The sequence below is a fragment of the Methylovulum psychrotolerans genome, assembly GCF_002923755.1.
GTDB lineage: Bacteria > Pseudomonadota > Gammaproteobacteria > Methylococcales > Methylomonadaceae > Methylovulum > Methylovulum psychrotolerans.
The window spans coordinates 36165-57203 of sequence record NZ_PGFZ01000011.1 but is presented as its reverse complement, the minus strand read 5'-3'; the positions used below and the strand labels follow the sequence as shown (position 1 = coordinate 57203).

The window sequence follows — 21039 nt, the reverse complement described above, 5'->3', positions numbered from 1 at the left end:
GGTGACATTCTTGTCTTAGGTTCAGGTTAATCGAACTACCTTACCGGAGAAGCCGTCATGCCCGTCGAAGATTTCATCATTTATGTGTATTGTTGCGTATGCGATTGCTATGAAAAAGTGGCCCCCCACCCGCTGAGGAAGCGGGGCTTCCCGACCAAACTGAGTGACTGCGAAGCCATTACGATGGAGATTGTCGGCGAATTTATGGGCAAAGACCAAGACAAAGGGATTTGGGAATACTTCCGCAACCATTGGCATGGCCTGTTTCCTAACTTAGGGTCACGCAGCAGTTTTGTCAAGCAAGCCGCGAACCTTTGGGTGGTGAAGGGGCGTATACTTGGGCAACTGGCCAGACAACTTGGGGCGGACACGAACACCGTCCATTTGGTTGACGGTTTCCCGATGCCCGTTTGCAAGATCACCCGCGCCGCCCGGAGCCGCTGTTTCCGCACGGAGGCGGGTTACGGTTACTGCGCCGCCAAGGATGAAAAGTATTACGGTTTTGAAGGCCACCTTTTGACCGACAGCAACGGCATCATCTGCGGTTTTGCCTTCGCCAACGCCCCCATTGACGAACGCGATGTCGTCCCCGAACTTGCCGAAGGGCTTGGCGGGTGGCTGATTGGCGACAAAGGCTATATCAGGCCTTGGCTCAACTCAGAATTGGCAAAACGGGGCATCAGCTTGCAGACACCCTTACGGAAAAACATGGACGGCCCGCGCCCGAAGGCCTTCGTCAGGCAACTGACGGCCACCCGAAGGTTGGTTGAAACCGTTATCGGGCAACTGACCGAAAGGTTCCACATCGAACGGATCAGGGCGCGTAACCTTTGGCACTTGGCAAACCGTGTCATCCGCAAGCTGCTTGCCCATACCGTAGGGGTGTTTCTGAATTGTTGCCTGGGCCGCCACCAACCCCTCCAATTTGAGGGGTTGGTACAAATCTAAAAAGTCGAACATCGCGTAAATGGGTAAATGGTTGCTTGAATTGGGCGCTGTTCACATCCATATAATGTCTCCGGGTTTATAATTGATGATGCTGTTGCCGAACTCAACGTGGACGGTTTTTATTTCATGATCCCACTCAATAAATCCGCGGCTTTTATGTGCGGCCAACGCCTCCCTGACCATTTCGAGTATGTCCTGACGGTGCCTTTCCAATTTTTCGGGGATGCGCATTTTGGCGACACGCCAAACGACATCATACGTCCCTTCGGCATTTTTTTTCCTGATTAGCAAGATGCTTCAGCCAAACCCAGTATTACGCGAAAGGACGGCGTATACTAAAGCCGACATTCCGCATACCCTTTACCCGCTTTCGGAATAAATAGCCTCATACCGGTTGCCAAGCAAGCTTAACAAGGTACGATGGTGCCCGCCCAAATTCAGCACCAGTGCCTGTGTTTCATCCAGCGCCAGCACATGGATGCCCGCAAAGGCTTGGAACACCCAGCGTACGCTCGGGTTGCTGGCGGGCTTGCCCGCCTGGTTCGGGAATGTCCGGTTGTGTGCCTTGAGCGCGGCCCTGATGCGGTGTTCCAGGGCGGCATAGACCAGCAGGCAAAGGGTCATGACCATCATGAGCGCCATGATCCGTTTGGGGGATTTTAGGAACAGGGTGGAGGCCATGAACAAGGGGTCTTTGAGGAAACGGAAGCCCCGCTCGACCTTTTGCTGGTCTTTGTAGGCGGCAATGAGCTCCGCGCCCGGGAAGAGGCCGCCGTCCAGTTGGTTGGTGGCGAGGATGAAGCAGCTTTTACGCTCCAGGCGGCGCACCCTTTCCTATAAAAGGGTGGTCATGCCGCCGCCGATGCGGTAAACAAAAAAGTCGGAGCCGCGCCCTTGGGCGGGGCGGCCTTTGCTGCTGAAGCGGGGTTCCGCTTGGATGTGCGCGTCGGTGACGCAGGTCATCTTCAGGTTTTTTTCGAACGCCGCCAATGCCTTGCACGCATCGGCCTCACAGGCGAAATCCTGCCCGTACAGCTTGCCGAAACGCCCGAGTTCGTCCGTGCTTTGTTTGAGGCAGCGCTTGCCGACCGTTTTCAGTGCGCGCCGGCGGGCTTCGGGCGAATACACGACCACCCAGCGTTGCCTGACCCCCGCATAGTCCGTACAAACGCCGCGGTATGCCGTTTGTGAGGGGTCGGCCATCAGGTCGGGCGCCACGTCACGGATGACGGCGCAAGCCAGCTCCAAGGTTTCCGGCACCCGCGTGACCCACCCGATCCCCTCCAGGCCTTTCAGCGTCCCGGCGGTGTAGAGGGCGCTGTCCGCCACCAGGATTTCCACGCCAAAGCCCGACCGCATCTGTCCGGTATGGGCTTGGGCCATCTCGCGGAAGCTGGCCTTGTCGCTGTTGTTGCCGTCCAAGGCCTGCATCAGGATCGGGATCCCTGCCTGCCGTTCGCAGACCAGCTGCAACACGGCCTGGTTCAGGTCGGGGCGGTGGTCGCGGCTATAGCCTTTCGTGATGCGGATGACGCCCTCCTCCCCCCTTACAAGTGTAGGTTTTCTTACCCTCCACCCCCTTCTGCGTAAACAGCCAAAGTCACGCCGTTGATTTCCGTCAAACCGGGCCATGCCTCAGGCCGCCCCGGTTTGACGGGCAGGAGAAGGGGAGTCGCTATTTTTGCGAAAGATTGCTTCGGCATCCTTGCCGGTCAATCAGCAAAAATCACGCGACCGCTTATGCCTTCGGCTGCCCCAGCCGTCCTGGTCACTCGCTCGCCACCCAACAAGGGGTGGCTCACATGCTCTCCAATGACTCGACGCGATTTCGTATAGCCTGCATTTTCACTTCCGCTTCGCTTCGTGAAAACTCAGGCACTATCGCTTCTGGGGACTACTCGACTCCTGTCTCGCAGCGAGGGAAGCTTAAAACGCCTGTACAACCTACAGTAGGCGATGCCCCCTTATCCATAACGGCCAGCGACCTTAACAATGACGGTAAAACAGATTTGCTGACGGCAAATTTGGTAGACAACACGCTGAGCGTCTTAATGGGCAACGGCGACGGTAGCTTTGCCGATAAACAGGACTACCCCACCACGTCGTTCCCGGACTCGGCGCTGGTCGGCGAACTCAATAACGACGGCAAGCCCGATGTGGCGGTATTGGGCGCGCATTTGGCCATTTCCTTAGGCAACGGTGACGGTACATTTACCGACAAGACCAGCTACCCCATCAGTCCCTATACCAATGTACTAAAAATGGCCGATCTCAATAATGACAGCAAAACCGATTTGTTGGCTTTTGCGCCAAACACAAAAACGCTAAGCATCTATTTAGGCTATGGCAACGGCTACTTCATGCCTAAAGCCGACCTATTGATCGGCACCAGCCTGTTTGGGCTAGGCGACATCAACCACGATGGCAAGACAGACCTGGTGATTCCGAGCGGCACGGCATTACAGGTGATGTTAGGCAAAGGCGACGGACAATTTGAGCTAATCCAAACCGCGCTCACCCTGCGCTTCAATAGCGCGGCCATTGAGTTAGCGCAATTAAATGCCGATGCCTACACCGATGTGGTGCTGACAGATTCGTTACATAAAACCGTCAACATCTTTTTAGGCCAAGGCGACGGCAACTTTGTCAGTAAAGCCAGTTACCCCACAGGTAACGATTCGTCAGGTTTACAGGTGGCAGATATGGATGCCGACGGCAAAGCCGATTTATTGGTAGGTAATCGCTATGACGGCAATGTTACCCTATTGGCAGGTAACGGCGACGGCACTTTTGTCAATAAAGCCAGTTATGCCATCTTTGCCTACCCAAGCACCTTGATGGTCAGCGACCTAAACCGGGACGGCAAACCCGATCTGGTCAGCCCCGACAGCTTCTTCAATAACATCAGCATCCTGTACAACGGCGCACCGTAAGCCGCCTTACCTACGGCCTTAACAGCCAGCGGCACGGTAGCCCCGTGCCGCCCTTAAGCTAAACCGGCGGCAACGGCAAGCCGCGCGACAAAATCCCATAAGCCATCCACAGCCCTATCGCCGTATACACCAAACGCGGCAACCACTCCGCCAACGCCTCATCCTGCAAGGCCAAGGTTTGCGCGTCCAGCTCGGTAAAATGCTGTAAGGTCTCGGCCAACTGGCCGCTGTACTCCCCCGTATTGATAATCTGCCAGGTCGCGGGTTTGACCAAACTGACCGCCGCCAAGGTTTCCGAGACACTCGCTCCAGTCGGCAACAACGCCAACGCCGGGCGGAACTGCGCCCTTAAGCGCGTGTTCGGTATCGCGGCGACCGCTTGCGGCAAGGCTTGCGCGTAAGGCAAACCCGCCTCCAACAGCAACGCCAACAGAAAATAACAACGGTTAAGCTGGCGTGCCGTCAACCACGCCGCAACGGGCGGCAGCCTCAGTTGCAGGGAATGCCAAGCGCCGCTCACCCCCAAAGCCACCAACACTGTCGGCAGTTTCAGCAACGCGCCAATACCCACCGCCAGCATCGCTAAGGTACCCGCGCTTTGCGCCAAATAGTCCGCCGCACTGATCCGCGCGGCGACCAAATCCGGCAACGGCTGGACAAACAAACTGATCACCAGCACCGCCGCCGGTAAATACAGCCGCGACAACATCTGCTTACGCCGCCGTGCTGTCGCGGCATAATACGCCGCCAGCTTTGCATACACAGCCGCCAAACAGCCGCCCTGCTCCGCCGCCGCCAACACCAGCCGCTGGTTATCGTCAAACAACCCTGCCCGAAAACCCGCCTCACTGATTTTCTGGCCGCTTCTCAGGCGCGTCGGCAGGGTGTTTAAAGCCTTGCGCAACAACGGGGCATTTTTGCCGACCAACGCGAACGCCTCGGCGGCAGGCAAACCCGCCTGCTCCAAATGCGCCAATTGCTGGAAAAGCTGGGCTTGCTGGTCTAGGGTGAGGGTGATTTTTTTGGGCATAATAGCGGCTTGGCCGTAAATTATCGTCGGTCGGGCAAGGGATTTATTTACCCGACATTGTCCCCTCCCGCCAGTGCGTAGAGTAGGCGGGGACAGCTTGCCGCATTAGCGCACTGTTGGCAAGCCCCGCCGCAAAAATCCAACCTAGGCGGCTCCGCTATTTATTACCTAGCACCACTTGATTACTTCCAGTATTTACGGGTATTATTGGTTCCGCTTATTGCACATTCCCAAGTGGTAAGGTCTGCTTGACAGCACCGTTCCGTAACCGTTAACACAAAGAAGGAAAGACTTAATGAGTTTGGCGTATTTTATCGTGCTGGATAACCAAGAACCGGGGTTTGACACTTTTGTCAACGGCAAGGATTTTGCCCACTGCGAAACCTTGGAAGAGATAACCCAAAAGCTGGGGATCGCTGATATCTATAGCTATGTAGACGGCGATGCCGAAGCATTGTTCGGCGAAGGTGGTGATGAATACGACGAAGATGAAGAGAACTGGCCGCCGTTTGACCCCAGCAAATATGTCTGGTTCGACCCCGCCGAGGGCATCAGTTACTTCGGGACGCTGAAAGCCTATTTTGAAAACGACGGCGCAACGACCCCAAACGCCGAGGGCATTAGCGAAGATTTGGACGAATTTATTAGTGTCTTGGAGCAAGCGGCGGAGATTGGCGCGAAATGGCATCTGCAAATAGATATTTAGTGAACGCCCTGCACTATTATTACCCTATTGTCCGAACCCAACGCCAGAAAAAATTTCCCTCACCAATTACTTATCTGTAAAATCCGTCTATTTATCTTTAAATTAACGGAGCCACAGCGAAATGGGTAGAGCCTATCAAAACCGTAAAGAGTCCATGGCCAAAACGGCGGATTCTAAGGCCAAGGTTTATAGCAAATATGGTCGGGAAATATATGTCTGCGCCAAGTCCGGCGGGGTGGATTTGGATGGTAATTTAAGCTTGCGCGGGCTGATTGAACGGGCGAAGAAAAGCCAAGTGCCTGCCCATGTTATCGAAAAAGCCCTAGACAAAGCCAAAGGCGGCGGCGGCGAAGATTTTGCCCCCGCCCGTTACGAAGGCTTCGGCCCCGGCGGCTGTATGGTGATTGTCGATTGCCTGACCGACAACCCCAACCGCACGTTTAACGATGTCCGCCAATGCTTTACCAAAACCAAGGCGAAAATCGGCATCCAAGGCGCGGTCAGCCACATGTTCGACCATTCGGTGATTTTGGCGTTTAAACATGGCGACGAAGATACCGTGCTGGAAGCCTTGTTGTCGGCGGATGTCGATGTCTCCGACGTGGAAAGCGATGACGGCAAGATTACCGTCTTCACCCCGCCCGCCGATTATTTCAAAGCCAAGCAGGCCTTAGCCGACAGTTTAGGCGAAGTCGATTTTGAGGTGGACGAAATCCAATTCCTGCCCAGAAGCTCGACCGTACTCAGCGGCGACGACATCGCCTTATTTGAACGTTTTTTGGACATGCTCAATGAGTTGGACGATGTCCAAAACGTTTATCATGATGCGGAATATTAAGTAGGCGTTCATTTATACTCTGAACGGTCAAGTTTTTCATAAAACTCGCCCTGAACACTATTACAGACGCTGGTTCCCAAGCCGGAGCTTGGGAACCAGCACAACACCCGCTGTACGGTCTATGGCGTAGCTAAAGGACTGGCAAACCGCACGGGCTTACGTCAGGCAAAACAGCGGGCAGGGACCTACGGAACTTCCCTGGCCAACAGCGTCCCGCACTCCGCTGCCAAGTGCTGCCAGTCATCCGGCAGTTCTATCCGCACCCAAGTGGCGGTAGGCATCAAATCGCCCCGGAAGCGAAGGTTATCAAAGCCCACCAACTCCAGCAGCAGGTTTTCAAAATCCGGGTTATGGCCGACCAGCAGCACCCGTCCTAAAGACGGCGGCAGTTCGGCCAAAAGGGTTTTAACCGCCACCAGGCCTTGGAAATACAGGCGGCTGTCTGCTGCCAGGGCGGTTTCATCCCAGCCTAGGGTGGGGGCGACGAGGCGGGCGGCTTGATAAGCGCGGGCGGCGGGCGAGGTGATGAGGGCATCGGGGCGCAGGCCGGTTTTATGGAGGGTTTTGGCTATATGGCGGACTTCGTGTTCGCCGTGGTGGGTCAGGTTGCGGTCTACGTCCGCCTTAGTGGTGAATTGTTCGGCCTCGCCATGCCTGAGTAACCAGAGTTCGCGGCTCATAAAGATGTCCTTTCATGGTCAAATAATGCAATTAATGGCGCACTGTCGGGATGGATGCCGCGCCAGAGCCGGAAGGCTTCGGCAGCCTGCTCGATCAGCATCCCTAAACCGTCCAAACTGTGCGCCGCGCCTTGGGCTTGCCCCCAACGCACAAAGGCGGTGGGTTGGTTGCCGTAAGCCAAATCATAACAGACCCCGCCAGGACTTAATAGCCCTGCTGGCAATGGGGGCAATTGGCCGCTGAGGCTGGCCGAGGTAGCGTTCAGGATCAGGTCAAAGCACTGCCCCGCCAAGTCGGCAAAACCGCCGCCGGACACCGCGCCCAAATCGGCAAATTCCGCCGCCAGTTGTTCGGCTTTGGCGGCGGTGCGGTTGGCGATGCGCAGGCTGTGCGGGCACTGCTCCAGCAACGGCGCGAGAATACCCCGGCTGGCCCCGCCCGCGCCTAACAGCAAAATCCGCTGGCCTGCTAAGGTCAGATGGTGGTTGTCCAGCAAATCCGTCACCAAGCCGCCGCCGTCGGTGTTGTCGCCCAATACCGCACCGTCCGGCAAGCGTTTTAACGTGTTGACGGCCTTGGCGCGTTCGGCGCGGGGAGTTTTTACCTGCGCATAATCAAACGCCAATTCTTTCAGCGGTACGGTGCAGTTTAGCCCCAAGCCACCAGCGGCAAAAAAATCCCCGACACGGGCGGTAAAGTGTTCGGGGGCGACTTCCTGGGCGGTATAGCTGAGGTCTTGGCCTGTCTGGGCGGCAAAAAAGCCGTGGATGCGTGGCGATTTGCTATGGCTGATGGGCTGGCCGAACACGGCGTAACAGTCGGTCATTCGGCTTCCTTCAGCCATTGGGCGACGGCCTTGGCATAATAGGTTAAAATAGCGTCACTACCCGCGCGTTTAAAGGCCAGTAAGGACTCCAGCACCACCGCGCGTTCGTCCAGCCAACCGTTTTGTGCGGCGGCTTTGAGCATGGCGTATTCGCCGCTGACTTGGTAAGCGAAGGTGGGTACAGCGTAAGTGTCCTTAATGCGGCGGATAATGTCCAGATACGGCAAACCCGGCTTGACCATGACCATATCCGCGCCTTCTTGCAAGTCCAGCCCGACTTCGCGCAGGGCTTCGTCGCCGTTGGCCGGGTCCATTTGGTAGCTGTATTTGTTGCCCTTGCCCAAGTTGCCCGCCGAACCGACCGCATCGCGGAACGGCCCGTAAAACGCCGAGGCGTATTTGGCGGCGTAGGCCAAAATTAGGGTGTTGTGGTGCTGCCCGGCTTCCAAGGCTTGGCGGATCGCGCCGATACGCCCGTCCATCATGTCGGACGGGGCGACCACATCCGCGCCCGCGTCGGCATGGGACAAGGCCTGCTTGACCAGCACCGCGACGGTGGCATCATTGACGACATAACCCTTCGCGTCCAACAGCCCGTCTTGGCCGTGGACAGTGTAAGGGTCCAACGCCACATCGGTGATAATGCCTAAGCCCGGCACCGCTTGTTTTAGGGCGCGGACAGCGCGTTGCACCAAACCGTCGGGGTTATAGGCTTCGGCGGCATCCAAGGATTTTTGCTCGGCGGCGACCACCGGAAACAAGGCAATGGCGGGGATGCCTAAGGCATACAGGGCTTGCGCCTCAGCCAGCAGCAGGTCTAAAGACAGCCGCTCGACCCCCGGCATGGAAGCCACCCCCACCCGCAACCCCTCGCCTTCGGTGACGAACAGCGGGCAGATCAGATCATCCACGCCTAAGCGGTGCTCACGCATCAAGCGTCTGGAAAAATCGTGGTAACGCATTCTTCTCATGCGTGTGGGTAAGGTAATGTTATGATACGTCATTTTACTCCGTTGATGCAGTTGGGCGGGCGTGGGTATTACCGAGGAAAGGGTAATCATCAGTGACAGTAAACCCGATGTTCAAATTTTTAACATTCAGATAAAGAACCTTGCCATAACCCCCTATTGTAAACCCAAACCCCACCCCTAAGCACCCGAACATTTTTACTGCCGACACCCTGCTTAAGAAACTAAACCCATTTTCAAAAGTCGTAAATTTCAACCGCCGTATCTTAGAGGATTTTATGAAGGCCAAACATACCATACAGATTACTTTTTTCGCATTACTGTTAACCCTCGCCCCCCTAAAGCCCCTGTTCGCCGCCGATTTGCAAGCGCCCCAACAAGCCATTGAAACGGCTTCGGCGCAATTGCAATCGCAAATGCAGGATAAAAGCTTTACCAAAGACTTTGCCAAAATTAACGACTTTGTCAATCAGGTCATTTATCCGCGCGTCGATTTCGACCGCATCGCCGCCTTAGTGCTGGGTAAATTATGGAAAACCGCAACGGTGGACGAACGCAACCGTTTTAAACAGGAGTTCCAAGTCTTATTGGTACGCACCTACTCACGCGCGTTTGTCGAGTTTAAAGAATGGTCGGTGCGCTTTTTACCCTTGGAAATGGCCCCTGGCGACACCAAAGTCATCGTCAAAACCGAAGTCCTGCAACCGGGTGTCCAACCTATCGCCATCGATTACCGCATGGCCCTGCACGAAGGCGAATGGAAAGCCTACGACATTATGATTGAAGGCGTGAGCTTAGTGACCAACTACCGCACCACCTTTAATAATGAAATGCAGACCAAAGGCTCGTTAAGCGCGGTCATCGACAGCTTGGCAAAACGCAACACCGAAGCCTTGGCGGCGGCACCTGGGAAAAAATCTTAAGCCGGAAAGCGCGTAACGGTCAGTCGGACGGTTCGCCCGTGCCCTTCACTCCGTTCCCTGAGCGAAGCCGAAGGGTACGGGGTGAAGGGTACGGCTTTAAAAACTATCAGTTGTCAAACGCGCCGCATAAGCATCCTAAGTAGAAAAAAATCACGAAAAAATACGCTTTGAGCCGCCGATTTTAATATTCATTACATATCCGGCGTGTATAACAGCTGTTTATGCCTACTATTGCCCGGAGCCACAACCCTCCCGGCTAAGCGCACCACCCCGAAGGCCTAAGCCGACGGCGAACCCAGCCCACCAACCCTTTACCCCCTAATGCCCGACTACCAATCCTTATTCCACGACTTATTAGCCGCCAACGCCGACGCTTGGGTGGCGGTTTTGCAAACCCAACTGGCGGCCGCCTTCGACCCCAGCCGCCACGGCGATTTGCCCAAGTGGCAGGCGGCCATTGCCGCCATCCCGCAATTTTCGCACAGCCATACCCGCACTGACACCGATGCCATAGAAATCGGCTGTGCCGAAGACCTGACCGCCCTCCAGCGCAAAAACCTGGAACAGCACCTGCAAGCCCTGCACCCGTGGCGCAAAGGCCCTTACCAACTGTTCGACATTTTTATCGACACCGAATGGCGCTCGGATTGGAAATGGCAGCGTTTGCAAGACCACATCGCCCCGCTCACCCACCGCCGCGTCCTTGATGTCGGCTGCGGCAACGGCTACCACTGCTGGCGCATGTTCGGAGCCGGGGCAAAAACCGTGGTCGGCATCGACCCCATGCTGTTAAACGTCATGCAGTTCCACGCCATAAAAAAACTCCACGGCACCGCCCCTGTGTATGTGCTGCCGCTGGGCATGGAAGACCTGCCCGCCAACCTGCAACTGTTCGACAGCGTGTTTTCCATGGGCGTGCTCTACCACCGCCGCTCACCCATCGACCATTTGCTGGAGTTGAAAGGCTGCCTGCAACCGGGCGGCGAATTGATACTAGAAACCCTCGTAATTGACGGCGGCTTAGGCGAAGCCCTGCTGCCCCCCGACCGCTACGCAAAAATGCGCAACGTCTGGTTTTTGCCCAGTTGCCCGACTTTGGTCAATTGGCTGCAACGCTGCGGCTACACCAACGTCCGCGTCGTCGATGTCACCGTCACCAGCGTCGCCGAACAGCGCAGCACCGCCTGGATGCGCTTCAACTCCCTGCAAGATTACCTGGACCCGAACAACCCCAACCTGACCGCCGAAGGCCTGCCCGCCCCGAAACGGGCGATAGTGATCGCCAATAACCCGGCGTAAAATTCTCCTGGGAGCGCGGGCATCTTGCCCGCCTTTGCGGGCAAGATGCCCGCGCTCCCTGACCATTGAACTTAAACACCGCCAGCCCTATCCAAGCAGCACGCTTTGTTGGCCTGACCGCCATCCATTAACCCAGGAGCCACCCATGCACCCTACTTTAGCCTACGCCGCCCATAGCCCCACCTCGCCGCTAGTCCCGTTCCAATTCCAACGCCGCGCCCTTAAGCCCGGCGATGTCCATATCAACATCCTGTTTTGCGGGGTCTGCCATTCCGACATCCACCAAGCGCGGGACGAATGGGGCAACGCGGCGTTTCCGATGGTGCCGGGGCATGAGATTGTCGGCAAAGTCAGTGCCGTCGGCAGTGCTGTCACCCGGTTTAAAATCGGCGATACGGTCGGGGTCGGCTGCTTGGTCGATTCCTGCCGCATTTGCAGCGAATGCCAAGACAACTTGGAACAATACTGCGACAACCCCGTGTTTACCTACAACAGCCCCGACCCAAACGGCGGCACGACTTACGGCGGCTACTCCGACAACATCGTCGTCGACGAGCATTTTGTCCTGCACATCGCCGACAGCCTCGACCCCGCCGCCGCCGCGCCCCTACTGTGCGCCGGCATCACCACCTACTCGCCGCTGCGCCATTGGCAAGTCGGCGCAGGCGATAAGGTCGGCGTGGTCGGTTTGGGCGGCCTAGGCCACATGGCCGTTAAATTCGCCAAAGCCTTAGGGGCGCATGTTGTCCTGTTCACCACCACGCCCAGCAAAATCGCCGATGCCAAACGCCTAGGCGCGGATGAAGTCGTAGTGTCCAAAAACCCTGATGAAATGGCCGCGCATAACGGCAGCTTCGACTTTATCCTCAATACCGTCGCCGCCCCGCACGACCTCGATGCCTATACCCTGCTGCTCAAACGCGACGGTACTTTATGCCTGGTCGGTGTACCCGACCAACCGCACCCCTCGCCATCGGTCAGCGCCTTGATTTTCAGACGGCGCAGCATCGCCGGGTCACTCATCGGCGGCATTAAAGAAACCCAAGAAATGCTCGATTTTTGCGCCGAACACAACATCACCTCCGATATTGAGCTGATCGCCATCCAAGACATCAACAGCGCGTTTGAGCGGGTACTGAAAAGCGACGTGAAATACCGCTTCGTGATTGATTTGGCGAGTTTGCGCAGCTAAACCCCCTAAGAGCGCGGCCAGCTTGGCCGCAACAGTAAGTGGAGTGCAATGGTCTTTAGCCATTGCACGATAGCCTGACCGAATGCATCAACACCTAGCCCAGCGTTTGCCCAATACCGGACCCTATGCTCAAATGGTCAAGCTTGCGGGTTTTTGGTAGGGTACAGCCTACCCTACGGTGAATTGTAAAAGCCGAAAACTTGACCGTTCAAAGTCTATATTACCCCTCAAATCTCCCCACGCTCAATCACCGGCAACACCCAATACTGGATGCCCGTCCCGGCAAAATCCTGTTTTAAGCGCGTCAACAACACCGCCAGCCCTTCAGCATTCACGGGCATTTGGAAGCGGACTTTTTTCTGCCGCCCGCTGACCTGCTCGGCCAAGGACAAGCCTTTGTTTTCATGGTGGTGGGCGTTAACCGGAAAACTGCTGAAACCGTGCGCGGACTCTAACAGCAACAAACAGTCAACCATACTCTCCTCCAAACTGGGGGGAACGTTCAGGGTGAGCAGATACTCTTGGTGGGTCATGATGTTACCTTGGGTGGGTTGGAAAAATGCAGGGGGTAGACCCCGGTTTAAGGAAAAATATCCGTATGACGCGTTAATATCGCTCAGGAAGGAGCCGCCGCTTCAAATTTTTCAGGCATTTTAAGCGCGTAAGGCCTGACCCGTGCTTGCCTAAAATTATCTTAAACCTGCCCTTAACCTCAAGTATATACTTCAAACAGCCAAGTTTTCGGTTTTTTTGGTAGGGTACAGCGTACCCTACGGTGAATTGTAAAAACCGAAAACTTGACCGCTTAAAGCATAGGGCAACGGCATTCCTTGTTAAAGCGCCGATGATTAGGGAAAGCAGGCGATTTGCCAGAAAAAAAGCGGCATTGTCTAAAAAACCCTTGTACCAGCATGGATTTTAGGGTAAAACGACTCGAATCCCTAACGGTTTTCGCAGTGCCATTCTAAGCACCCGATGGCAAAAATAGCCGCACACCACTCAATAATGGCGGCAAAAAATACTTTCATACCGACTTATTAGGATTTTGAGTGTCGGACAACTCCAGCCAGCAAAACCATACTATCAGAGCCGCACCAACCACACTGCCGTTAGCCCGATTAAACTGAAAGCCAGAAACCAGACCGGAAACCAGCCACTGTATCGAGGTTATTATGAATGAGCAAACCGCACCCGTTAACACCGCCCCCAGCTTTATTATCCACACCAGCCCAATAATCACCGACTTCGGCGCGGATGACACCGCATCCAGTGTCGTGATACAGAAGGACGGCAAAATAGTGGTGGCGGGCACATACCTTTTTGACCAGTGGATATGGCCGGGCTGGTATACCGCGAACGTCGCGCTGGTGCGTTATAACAGTGACGGCAGCTTAGATACCAGCTTTAGCGGCGACGGCCAACTGCTGACGACAATGTCCGAGAATTCATTTGGCGACAGCGCCGTCATACAGCCTGACGGCAAAATCATAGTGGCTGGCACTACCGGTTACTTTAATGATTTTAACGGTAACCAGTACGATTTTGCCTTGGCGCGTTATAACACTGACGGCAGCTTAGATACCGGCTTTAGCGGTGACGGCCTAGTGGCCACCACGTTTATCGGCTCACTCAATATGGCCTACTGTGTTGCCTTACAAAGTGACGGTAAAATTTTGGCCACCGGTAAAATTGGCTATGATCCCAATGACCCAGGTGTGGGCAGCTATGATTTCGGCTTGGCCCGTTACAACAGCGACGGTAGTTTAGATACCAGCTTTAGCGGCGACGGCCTAGTCACTACCGACTTGGGTTTTGATGCCGATGCGGCCACCACGATTTTGGTGCAAGCCAACGGCAAGATTGTTGTTGGCGGCACAACCGGCATCGTGCGCTACAACAGCGACGGCAGCTTGGATACCAGCTTTAGCGGCGACGGCAAGCTCCTCACCGGCTTTTCGGTCAATAGCGCCACGCTCCTGCCTAACGGCAAGCTGTTGGCCGCAGGCGACACCACCATCGCCCGCTATAATAGCGACGGCAGCTTAGATACTGGCTTTAGCGGCGACGGCAAAGTCATCAGCGCCGTCGCCATTACCAGCGCCGCCTTACAGGCCAACGGCAAATTGGTAGTCGCAGGCGGCTACAGCTTGGCGCGTTACAACAGCGACGGCAGCCTGGACTTAAGCTTTAGCGGCGACGGCAAAGCCAGCAGCAGCTTCAACATTACCCGCATCACCCTCCAGGCCGACGGCAAGATCATCGCTGCCGGTAACGGCCCTATGAACATGGAAGATTTTAGCCATGATTTTGCTACAGCGCGTTATAACAGCGACGGTTCCCTAGACAAAACCTTTGGCACACCCAGAAACTCCTTAGGCAACACCGTCGCCACCCAAGAAAACGCCTTGCCCGTTATTATTGCCGCCCATGTCCAGATTAGCGATGCCGAACTGGATGCCTTAAATTTCCGCCAAGGCAATTACAGCGGCGCCAGCTTAACGTTGCTGCGCCACGGCGGCGCCAACCCAGACGACCTGTTTTCCGGCGCAGGCACACTCCGCCTAAGCAACGGCAGCGTTACCCTTAACGGCCAAACTATCGGCAGCTACCAGAACGATGCCGGGCAACTGAGCCTGCATTTCGCCGCCGCCACTACCCAACAGGTCAACAACACCTTACACCAACTGGCTTACCGCAATGGCTCCGAACAGCCGCCCACCGCCGTCCAACTGGATTGGACATTTAACGACGGCAACAGCAGCCAGCCGTTAACGGCCACTGGCTCCACCACCCTTACCATCACCCCCGCCAATGATGCCCCGAACGGCTTTGTGTTCATTAACGGCACGTTTGCCCTAGGCCAACCCTTAAGCGCCAGCAACAACATCACCGACCCCGATGGCTTGGGCACCATCAGCTACCAATGGCAAAGCCGCACCGACAGCCAGACCTGGGGCAACTTGACCACCAGCACCGATCTGGTGTTAAACCCAACCATACTGAACCACCTGCTCAAACTGACCGCCTCCTATACCGATGACCAGGGTTTCCAAACCAGCGTTTACAGCATCCAAGGCACGAACGGCAATGATGTTATCTGGGGCGGTAGCGGCAACCAACGCCTGAGCGGTGGCGACGGCAATGACAGCTTGCTCGGCGGCGCGGGCGACGATGCCTTAAGCGGCGGCAACGGCACAGATATCGCCCAGTATTACACGGCCACCGCCGCCGTCACCGTCAATCTGGGGCTGCTCATCGCCCAAAACACCATCGGTGCGGGCACAGATAGCCTAAGCGGTATCGAAAACCTTAACGGCAGCGCTTATAACGACATATTATTAGGTAACGCCGCCAATAACAGCCTTTATGGCGGCGCGGGCGATGATCGGCTCAGCGGCAGCGACGGCAATGACAGCCTGGTCGGCGGCTTAGGTAACGATGTCCTGAATGGCGGTAACGGCTTGGATGTCGCCCAATACTACGCCGCCAGTGCGGGCGTAACCGTCAATCTGGCGCTGACCACTGCTCAGAACACGGTGGGCGCAGGTACGGACACCCTGCTCGCGATTGAGGCCGTCAACGGCAGCGCCTTTAACGACACCTTGATTGGCAATGCCGCCGCCAACAGCTTATGGGGTGGGGCAGGCAATGATGTGCTGGACGGCGGCTTAGGCAATGATTTTCTTAAGGGCGGCTTGGGTCAGGACATTTTTGTCTTCGACACCGCCTTAGGCCCCAACAACAAAGACATCCTCAGCGACTTTAAGGTCAGCGACGACACTATCCGCCTAGAAAACGCCATCTTTACCGCCCTGCCCCACATCGGCGTGTTGGCCACCGATCAATTCAAAATCCTCGGCAACGGCGGGGCGGCAGACAGCAGCGACCGTATCTTATACAACACGGTATCCGGTGGCCTATTTTATGATGCCGACGGCAACGGCGCAGACGCGGCGGTGCTGGTCGCCGTACTGGGCAAAGGTCTGGCGATGACGGCGGCAGATTTTCTGGTGGCGTAAGCTCAAGGCCTTGGTACGCCATCAGAAATGGTGTGCCTTGTCATACTGCCCAGCAAACCGTTTACCCCGTTTGCGGACAGGGGTTTTTCGCCCTGTGTTTTGCGCGGGCAAGCCGGGGCGGGGTTTGAAATTTTCTACGGCCCCAGCAATGCCGTGGCCGAGGAAGACAAAGAGGATTTTTGGGAGATCATCGGCACTAAGCAATTTTGCCAAACAGCGTATCAGGATCGGCGCGAAAAAAGGCTATGACCTTGCTAACGGCAGCTTCATCATCACGCAGATCCGGCAGTTGGCCGTCGGCAGCTTTTGCATAGCCATCAGGGTCATAAGGGTCGGCAATATAGGCGGCGATGACGCGTTCCAACGCGGCGGCACGTTGGGTCAGGCCAATCCTCAGATACGCTTGGACAACCCATCTTAATGGCTCTTCCTCCATATTACCAATCGCTATCCAACCCTCAGTATCAAAACCCTCTTCCAGTTGAAACATGATGGTAGCCAGCCAAAAACCTTCGGGTAAGCTGGCGATATCCTCATAAGAATGCCCCCGCCCAGACGGCCCGCCTTCAGTGAACAGGCAAGAAGGCAAATATTGGAGCGCGTCATAAAATATGTCATCGTGTTTAATGGCCCAAAATGCCGGCGGAATCTCTTCATCCGGCAAATCCTGAAACCAAAACACTTGCAGCATTTCTTGAAGGCTAAGCAGTGCGGGCAGGACAGAGGGGGGTAATATCACTGTAGGCATAGGCTGGTGTAATGGTTTAGTGACTTGAACGTATCTCTCTTATAAACTTAGGAGAAATCGGAGTCAAGCCTGGCAAAGAAAAAACCTGATTGTACCGTATTAATAAGGTGGTTAAAAATTCACTGATGGCATGAATCCATTAGGAATAATTCAAACAAACGCTAAAGGCTACGGGTATTGGAGCGCGGGCATCTTGCCCGCGCTCCAATAAGGAAAAAGAAGTGGCCTAAGCTTACCCATTTTGATTCGCTGAGGAATAACCCATGAATCTGGCCGAAACCATTTATCAACACAGCCTCAAACTCCCTGAAACTGCGGCGCGTGAAGCCTTGGATTTCATCGGATTTCTGGAACAACGTTATGCGCCGAAACCTGCCGACACAAAACAGCAGGGCGATACCGAAGCGTTTCTCGCGGCGATAGCGGGATGAGCAAGCAACCAAGCAAAAATAGAGGTAAGCGATTATGAAATTTGTAAAACCAGCACAGCCTTTGACAGATCAAGATATTTTGAATGCAGAAACAACACTTGGAATAGTGCTGCCGTTGGCTGTGCGTGACCTCTATCTTTCAAGCAACGGCGGTATTCCAGAACCTTATGTTTTTGAAAATAAAGATTTGGATACTGTTGTTTCTGAATTCCTTCCCCTTGGCGAGCATGAAGGCACGGCTATCCAGTGTTATAGGCGATTGGTTGAGGAGAAAAAGCTGGTGCCTCTTCACCTTTTCCCCTTCGCTGTCGATGGAGGCGGTGATTACTTCTTCGTTGATTGTTCAACTCCAGAAGGGTCAGTTTATTTCTATAGCAGCGACTCCGTTAATGATGATCACTTGCTTTCTTTAGAGATTGGATTTGAACAGTTTTGGCTATCGCTTAAGGACGAAACGCCGCCTGCGCAACCCATGGCAAGAGAGAAAAGAATATTTAAGGCTATTGCAATAATTAATAAAGAAACCGGACTTTTTGGAAAGCGTGTGGTTGTGGAAGCTTTCGATCTTGATGAAGCAAGAGAGATATTAATTTTGGAGTATGGAAAAGATGGCTATATGGCTTTGCACAATAAAGAAGATGCAGATAGGCCAAGATAATTTTCAATCCGAAGTAGCTATAAACGACACCGGCGCGGCCAGAATAGCAGTTGATGGTGCTATTCTGGTTTCAACAGCTTGCGGTAGCCGCAGCTTTACCGGGTACATTTAGATTTTTAAAGGATGTTATGGTGGGAAAGTAATCATGGATAAAACTACTTTTATTATGTAGTTGACATTTTTGTCAAAGTTGTGTAACAGATAATCATCAGCAATAGGGTGCCTGTAATGGAACATCTGCTTAAACCTCCCATAGAGGCCTTACCCTATTGTTGGTTGGTTGAATTCGGAGCGCTCAGATGCGGTGTTCACCAGAAAAATGGCTGGTGCGTACAAAATGGGGATAGGATTATCATTTGTGATTCGTTAGAAACCTGTATGCCATTGATGCCAATTCTTGAGATGGATGATCAACTATTTTTCGATTTTCTGGCGGAAATAAAGTTATCAAACCCCTTTTATTCCGAAGCGATAGATAGTTTTCCAAAGGCGTATTTAATACGGCATGTCTTTGAATTCGCGGTATCAGAGTACTGGCCAGAGCTGGCATTGGTATGGGTATCACATGATAAGGCTCTTCAATCATTACTAAAGCCAATTCTTAAAATGTTTGCTCAGAAAAAATCTATGCCGCAAAGCCTAAGGCATAAAGCTAGACGGCTTGCAGCGTAAGCTGGGTGGGGCTGCTGTTTATGTCTGACACGTTGCCGTCCAATGCCGGATGCGCTATCACTCATCGCCGCCCTTACCCCCTAGAAAATATTCATGCATGATACAGCGGCTCAAAAATATATAGATATATTATTAGACAATGTCTGCCATATTTTATCAGAACATTTTGGCGTAAATCACGCCGAACATGTTTTTATTGAAATAAAAAACACCATGTAAGTACACAGCTCAATACAGCCAGGAAAGAAATGCGGTCAAATAACGTGGGATTGGCGGTTTCTCGGCTCTTGGCCGATGCCGTGTAATTCCATTATTGATAGAGGGGGTGAAGTCCATGTTCATCTGAATCAATACAATTTCAGCCGCCCACTGGCATAAATTACTTTAATAGCTTGAAGTGACATGAATGGAAATTATAGAAATAGGTCGTGAAAAGTCTTTGGTTAGCCTTAGCCGTGCTGAGCTTTTGATAGTGAATGCAGCCTTAAACGAGATTTGCAATGGGATTGCAGTGTTTGAGTTCGAAACCAGGATTGGTGCAGATCGTAATTATGTTGCTACGTTATTGAAAGAATTTCATTTACTGCTTGATGAAATGGTTTTATCAGAAAAAGGGTAACCACTGCATCATCAAATTCATCCGCATTGTATGCCATTGATTATGCTGGAAGCTAAGTATGCAAATAAAAATACAAAATCAGTTGCTTATGAATTCTGGCACCATCGTAAGCGAACAACCTTCATGTCGGGATGGCTATCGTTGTTGGGTTGCAATATCCGCAGTGCCTGTTTCTTATTTGTATAAGAACCCAGACAATGTACCCTATATAAAAAACCTTAATCTCCGGCTTATTCCGGAAGATGCTAAGCAATTTTATACGGTAAGAAAGGTTTATGTTGACGCTGAATGTATAGAAAATGACTGGGATCTTGGTGAGTTGATTATGGATTTTTTTGACGTTTGTTATTCATTTGAAGCGGTATTGGATTTTCTGAAATCTCGCGGCATTGATGATAATGGTTTTTCTGAACCTTGGAATACCGATTATCCCCTTTAAGGGCCATAGCCCGTTTAAAGTTTGGATTATGCCTATCAATGGGCTAAGAATAAAACCCAAAGGTAAACTATGACCCCTATAAATCGCGTTCAGAGAATAATGTATGGCTCAATATGGGTTTTGAGGTCTTTTGATAAAATGGTCGGATGGAAACTTCAATCATAACCATCAAACAACCAGTCAGCGAAGCCCAGTGTTACGCGACCATCCGCCAGTTACGTTGGGCAGACGGTGTCACCTGCCCCCATTGCGACAGCGGCGACACGATCCGGCGCGGCTTCGACAGTCCGCAACGCCTTTGCCAGCGTTACCAATGCAAGGCTTGCAACAAACGTTTCGACGACTTGACCGAAACCGTGCTGTCAGGGCATCATCAGCCGCTGTCGGCCTGGGTGCTATGCCTGTATTTCATGGGGCTGAACCTGTCCAACCAGCAGATCGCCCAAGAATTGGATTTGAACAAGGACGACTTGCAGTATATGACAGAACACTTGCGCTTAGGTCTGGATAAAAAAAAGAGCGGGTAACCCTGTCCGGCGTGGTCGAATGCGACGAAGTCTACATCGTGGCGGGCCATAAAGGCCAGCCGGACAAAGTTGCCAAAGCCGGAAGGAAGCCCCGTTGCCGCCGCCTAAAAGGTGCACCGGGGCGTGGCACGGCGGAGACCGAGAAGCCGCCCGTCTTCGGCATGATCCAGCGCACAGGTGAAGTCGTCATCAGGATGCTCGAAAACGTGCAACAGCCCACCATCAAACCCTTGATCTTACAAACCATTATGCCCGGCACACAAATCTATACCGACGAATACAACATCTATAGCCGCTTGGAGGCTTGGGGTTACCCGCATAAGACGGTCAACCATTCGGCGGGGGAATATGCCCGTGACGAGGACGGCGACAGTTTTTGCGAAGTCCATTCAAACACCATGGAAGGCTTCTGGTCGCTGCTGCGTTCCTGGCTACGCCCGCATCGCGGCATATCACAGGCCAAGTTGCCCCTGTACCTGAGCTTTTTTGAGTTTGTCCATAATGTCAGAAAACGCGGGAAAAGCTTGCTGTCTTCGTTACTGGCTGTTTTAGTTAAAAAGACCCCGAAACCCATATAGAGCC

22 protein-coding genes and 1 pseudogene are annotated in these 21039 nt (G+C 53.7%); 15 read left to right on the top strand and 8 right to left on the bottom strand.

Features of this window, described 5'->3' with window-relative positions:
- The first annotated feature begins 57 nt into the window (after window positions 1-57).
- Window positions 58-948, top strand: coding sequence for an IS982 family transposase (locus AADEFJLK_RS19130; protein WP_103974466.1), 891 nt, complete (start codon window positions 58-60; stop codon window positions 946-948).
- Between the two features lie 51 nt (window positions 949-999).
- On the opposite strand, the gene AADEFJLK_RS19125 is transcribed toward AADEFJLK_RS19130, so the two are convergent.
- Window positions 1000-1239, bottom strand: coding sequence for a hypothetical protein (locus AADEFJLK_RS19125; protein WP_103974467.1), 240 nt, complete (start codon window positions 1237-1239; stop codon window positions 1000-1002).
- A gap of 69 nt (window positions 1240-1308) precedes the next feature.
- Window positions 1309-2580, bottom strand: a pseudogene (locus AADEFJLK_RS25685) (IS1634 family transposase).
- Between the two features lie 170 nt (window positions 2581-2750).
- Between AADEFJLK_RS25685 and AADEFJLK_RS19110 the strand changes: the two are divergent.
- Window positions 2751-3881, top strand: a complete 1131-nt coding sequence (locus tag AADEFJLK_RS19110) for an FG-GAP repeat domain-containing protein (protein WP_146054668.1) — start codon at window positions 2751-2753, stop codon at window positions 3879-3881.
- A gap of 58 nt (window positions 3882-3939) precedes the next feature.
- On the opposite strand, the gene AADEFJLK_RS19105 is transcribed toward AADEFJLK_RS19110, so the two are convergent.
- A complete protein-coding gene (locus tag AADEFJLK_RS19105; protein ID WP_103975389.1) occupies window positions 3940-4911 on the bottom strand; it encodes a type II secretion system F family protein in 972 nt (323 codons plus the stop codon).
- Window positions 4912-5206: 295 nt separating this feature from the next.
- Here AADEFJLK_RS19105 and AADEFJLK_RS19100 point away from each other — a divergent pair, with 295 nt between their 5' ends.
- Window positions 5207-5617 (top strand): hypothetical protein, encoded by a 411-nt coding sequence (locus tag AADEFJLK_RS19100; protein WP_103975388.1) that lies wholly within the window; start codon window positions 5207-5209, stop codon window positions 5615-5617.
- A gap of 121 nt (window positions 5618-5738) precedes the next feature.
- Window positions 5739-6455 carry a YebC/PmpR family DNA-binding transcriptional regulator gene (locus AADEFJLK_RS19095; protein WP_088620174.1) on the top strand — a complete coding sequence of 239 codons (717 nt, stop codon included), beginning with the start codon at window positions 5739-5741 and terminating at the stop codon, window positions 6453-6455.
- A gap of 185 nt (window positions 6456-6640) precedes the next feature.
- Here AADEFJLK_RS19095 and AADEFJLK_RS19090 read toward each other — a convergent pair whose 3' ends face one another.
- From AADEFJLK_RS19090 to hemB, 3 genes are read right to left on the bottom strand one after another with little or no spacing between them, the layout of a single operon-like run.
- Entirely contained in the window at window positions 6641-7135 is a 495-nt protein-coding gene (locus AADEFJLK_RS19090) for a SixA phosphatase family protein (protein ID WP_103975387.1), read from the bottom strand.
- The gene (gene aroE, locus AADEFJLK_RS19085) at window positions 7132-7962 is read right to left on the bottom strand and encodes a shikimate dehydrogenase (protein ID WP_103975386.1); all 831 of its coding nucleotides are present in this window, start codon (window positions 7960-7962) and stop codon (window positions 7132-7134) included. Before aroE ends, AADEFJLK_RS19090 begins: the two co-directional genes overlap by 4 nt.
- Entirely contained in the window at window positions 7959-8966 is a 1008-nt protein-coding gene (gene hemB, locus AADEFJLK_RS19080; RefSeq protein WP_088620171.1) for a porphobilinogen synthase, read from the bottom strand. The genes aroE and hemB overlap by 4 nt, the downstream gene beginning before the upstream one ends.
- Window positions 8967-9208: 242 nt before the next feature.
- On the opposite strand from hemB, the gene AADEFJLK_RS19070 reads away from it, so the two are divergent.
- From AADEFJLK_RS19070 to AADEFJLK_RS19060, 3 genes are all read left to right on the top strand, one after another.
- Window positions 9209-9853 carry an MlaC/ttg2D family ABC transporter substrate-binding protein gene (locus AADEFJLK_RS19070; RefSeq protein ID WP_088620170.1) on the top strand — a complete coding sequence of 215 codons (645 nt, stop codon included), beginning with the start codon at window positions 9209-9211 and terminating at the stop codon, window positions 9851-9853.
- Between the two features lie 321 nt (window positions 9854-10174).
- A complete protein-coding gene (cmoB, locus tag AADEFJLK_RS19065; RefSeq protein WP_088620169.1) occupies window positions 10175-11152 on the top strand; it encodes a tRNA 5-methoxyuridine(34)/uridine 5-oxyacetic acid(34) synthase CmoB in 978 nt (325 codons plus the stop codon).
- A 145-nt stretch (window positions 11153-11297) separates the two neighbouring features.
- Complete coding sequence (locus AADEFJLK_RS19060; RefSeq protein ID WP_103975384.1) at window positions 11298-12344, top strand: NAD(P)-dependent alcohol dehydrogenase; 1047 nt, start codon at window positions 11298-11300, stop codon at window positions 12342-12344.
- Window positions 12345-12571: 227 nt separating this feature from the next.
- Here the strand turns inward: AADEFJLK_RS19060 and AADEFJLK_RS19055 are convergent, their stop codons facing one another.
- Complete coding sequence (locus AADEFJLK_RS19055) at window positions 12572-12877, bottom strand: DUF3240 family protein (RefSeq protein ID WP_088621643.1); 306 nt, start codon at window positions 12875-12877, stop codon at window positions 12572-12574.
- A gap of 639 nt (window positions 12878-13516) precedes the next feature.
- On the opposite strand from AADEFJLK_RS19055, the gene AADEFJLK_RS19050 reads away from it, so the two are divergent.
- The gene (locus AADEFJLK_RS19050; protein WP_103975383.1) at window positions 13517-16363 is read left to right on the top strand and encodes a hypothetical protein; all 2847 of its coding nucleotides are present in this window, start codon (window positions 13517-13519) and stop codon (window positions 16361-16363) included.
- Between the two features lie 196 nt (window positions 16364-16559).
- On the opposite strand, the gene AADEFJLK_RS19040 is transcribed toward AADEFJLK_RS19050, so the two are convergent.
- The gene (locus AADEFJLK_RS19040; RefSeq protein WP_146054667.1) at window positions 16560-17111 is read right to left on the bottom strand and encodes a hypothetical protein; all 552 of its coding nucleotides are present in this window, start codon (window positions 17109-17111) and stop codon (window positions 16560-16562) included.
- 263 nt (window positions 17112-17374) lie between these two features.
- Here AADEFJLK_RS19040 and AADEFJLK_RS19035 point away from each other — a divergent pair, with 263 nt between their 5' ends.
- The 7 genes from AADEFJLK_RS19035 to AADEFJLK_RS19005 all read left to right on the top strand — a co-directional run bounded on the left by AADEFJLK_RS19035 (window position 17375) and on the right by AADEFJLK_RS19005 (window position 21035).
- Window positions 17375-17542, top strand: coding sequence for a DUF2281 domain-containing protein (locus AADEFJLK_RS19035; RefSeq protein WP_103975380.1), 168 nt, complete (start codon window positions 17375-17377; stop codon window positions 17540-17542).
- A gap of 34 nt (window positions 17543-17576) precedes the next feature.
- The gene (locus AADEFJLK_RS19030) at window positions 17577-18200 is read left to right on the top strand and encodes an SMI1/KNR4 family protein (RefSeq protein ID WP_103975379.1); all 624 of its coding nucleotides are present in this window, start codon (window positions 17577-17579) and stop codon (window positions 18198-18200) included.
- A gap of 228 nt (window positions 18201-18428) precedes the next feature.
- The gene (locus AADEFJLK_RS19025; protein WP_103975378.1) at window positions 18429-18872 is read left to right on the top strand and encodes a hypothetical protein; all 444 of its coding nucleotides are present in this window, start codon (window positions 18429-18431) and stop codon (window positions 18870-18872) included.
- 406 nt (window positions 18873-19278) lie between these two features.
- The gene (locus tag AADEFJLK_RS19020) at window positions 19279-19491 is read left to right on the top strand and encodes a hypothetical protein (protein ID WP_103975377.1); all 213 of its coding nucleotides are present in this window, start codon (window positions 19279-19281) and stop codon (window positions 19489-19491) included.
- 58 nt (window positions 19492-19549) lie between these two features.
- Window positions 19550-19930: a hypothetical protein gene (locus tag AADEFJLK_RS19015; protein ID WP_103975376.1), complete on the top strand. Its 381-nt coding sequence runs from the start codon at window positions 19550-19552 to the stop codon at window positions 19928-19930.
- Between the two features lie 146 nt (window positions 19931-20076).
- Window positions 20077-20457, top strand: coding sequence for a transposase (locus AADEFJLK_RS19010; RefSeq protein WP_103975375.1), 381 nt, complete (start codon window positions 20077-20079; stop codon window positions 20455-20457).
- Window positions 20458-20468: 11 nt separating this feature from the next.
- On the top strand, window positions 20469-21035 hold the full coding sequence (locus AADEFJLK_RS19005; protein WP_088619416.1) for an IS1595 family transposase: 567 nt from the start codon (window positions 20469-20471) through the stop codon (window positions 21033-21035).
- Window positions 21036-21039: the final 4 nt, after the last annotated feature.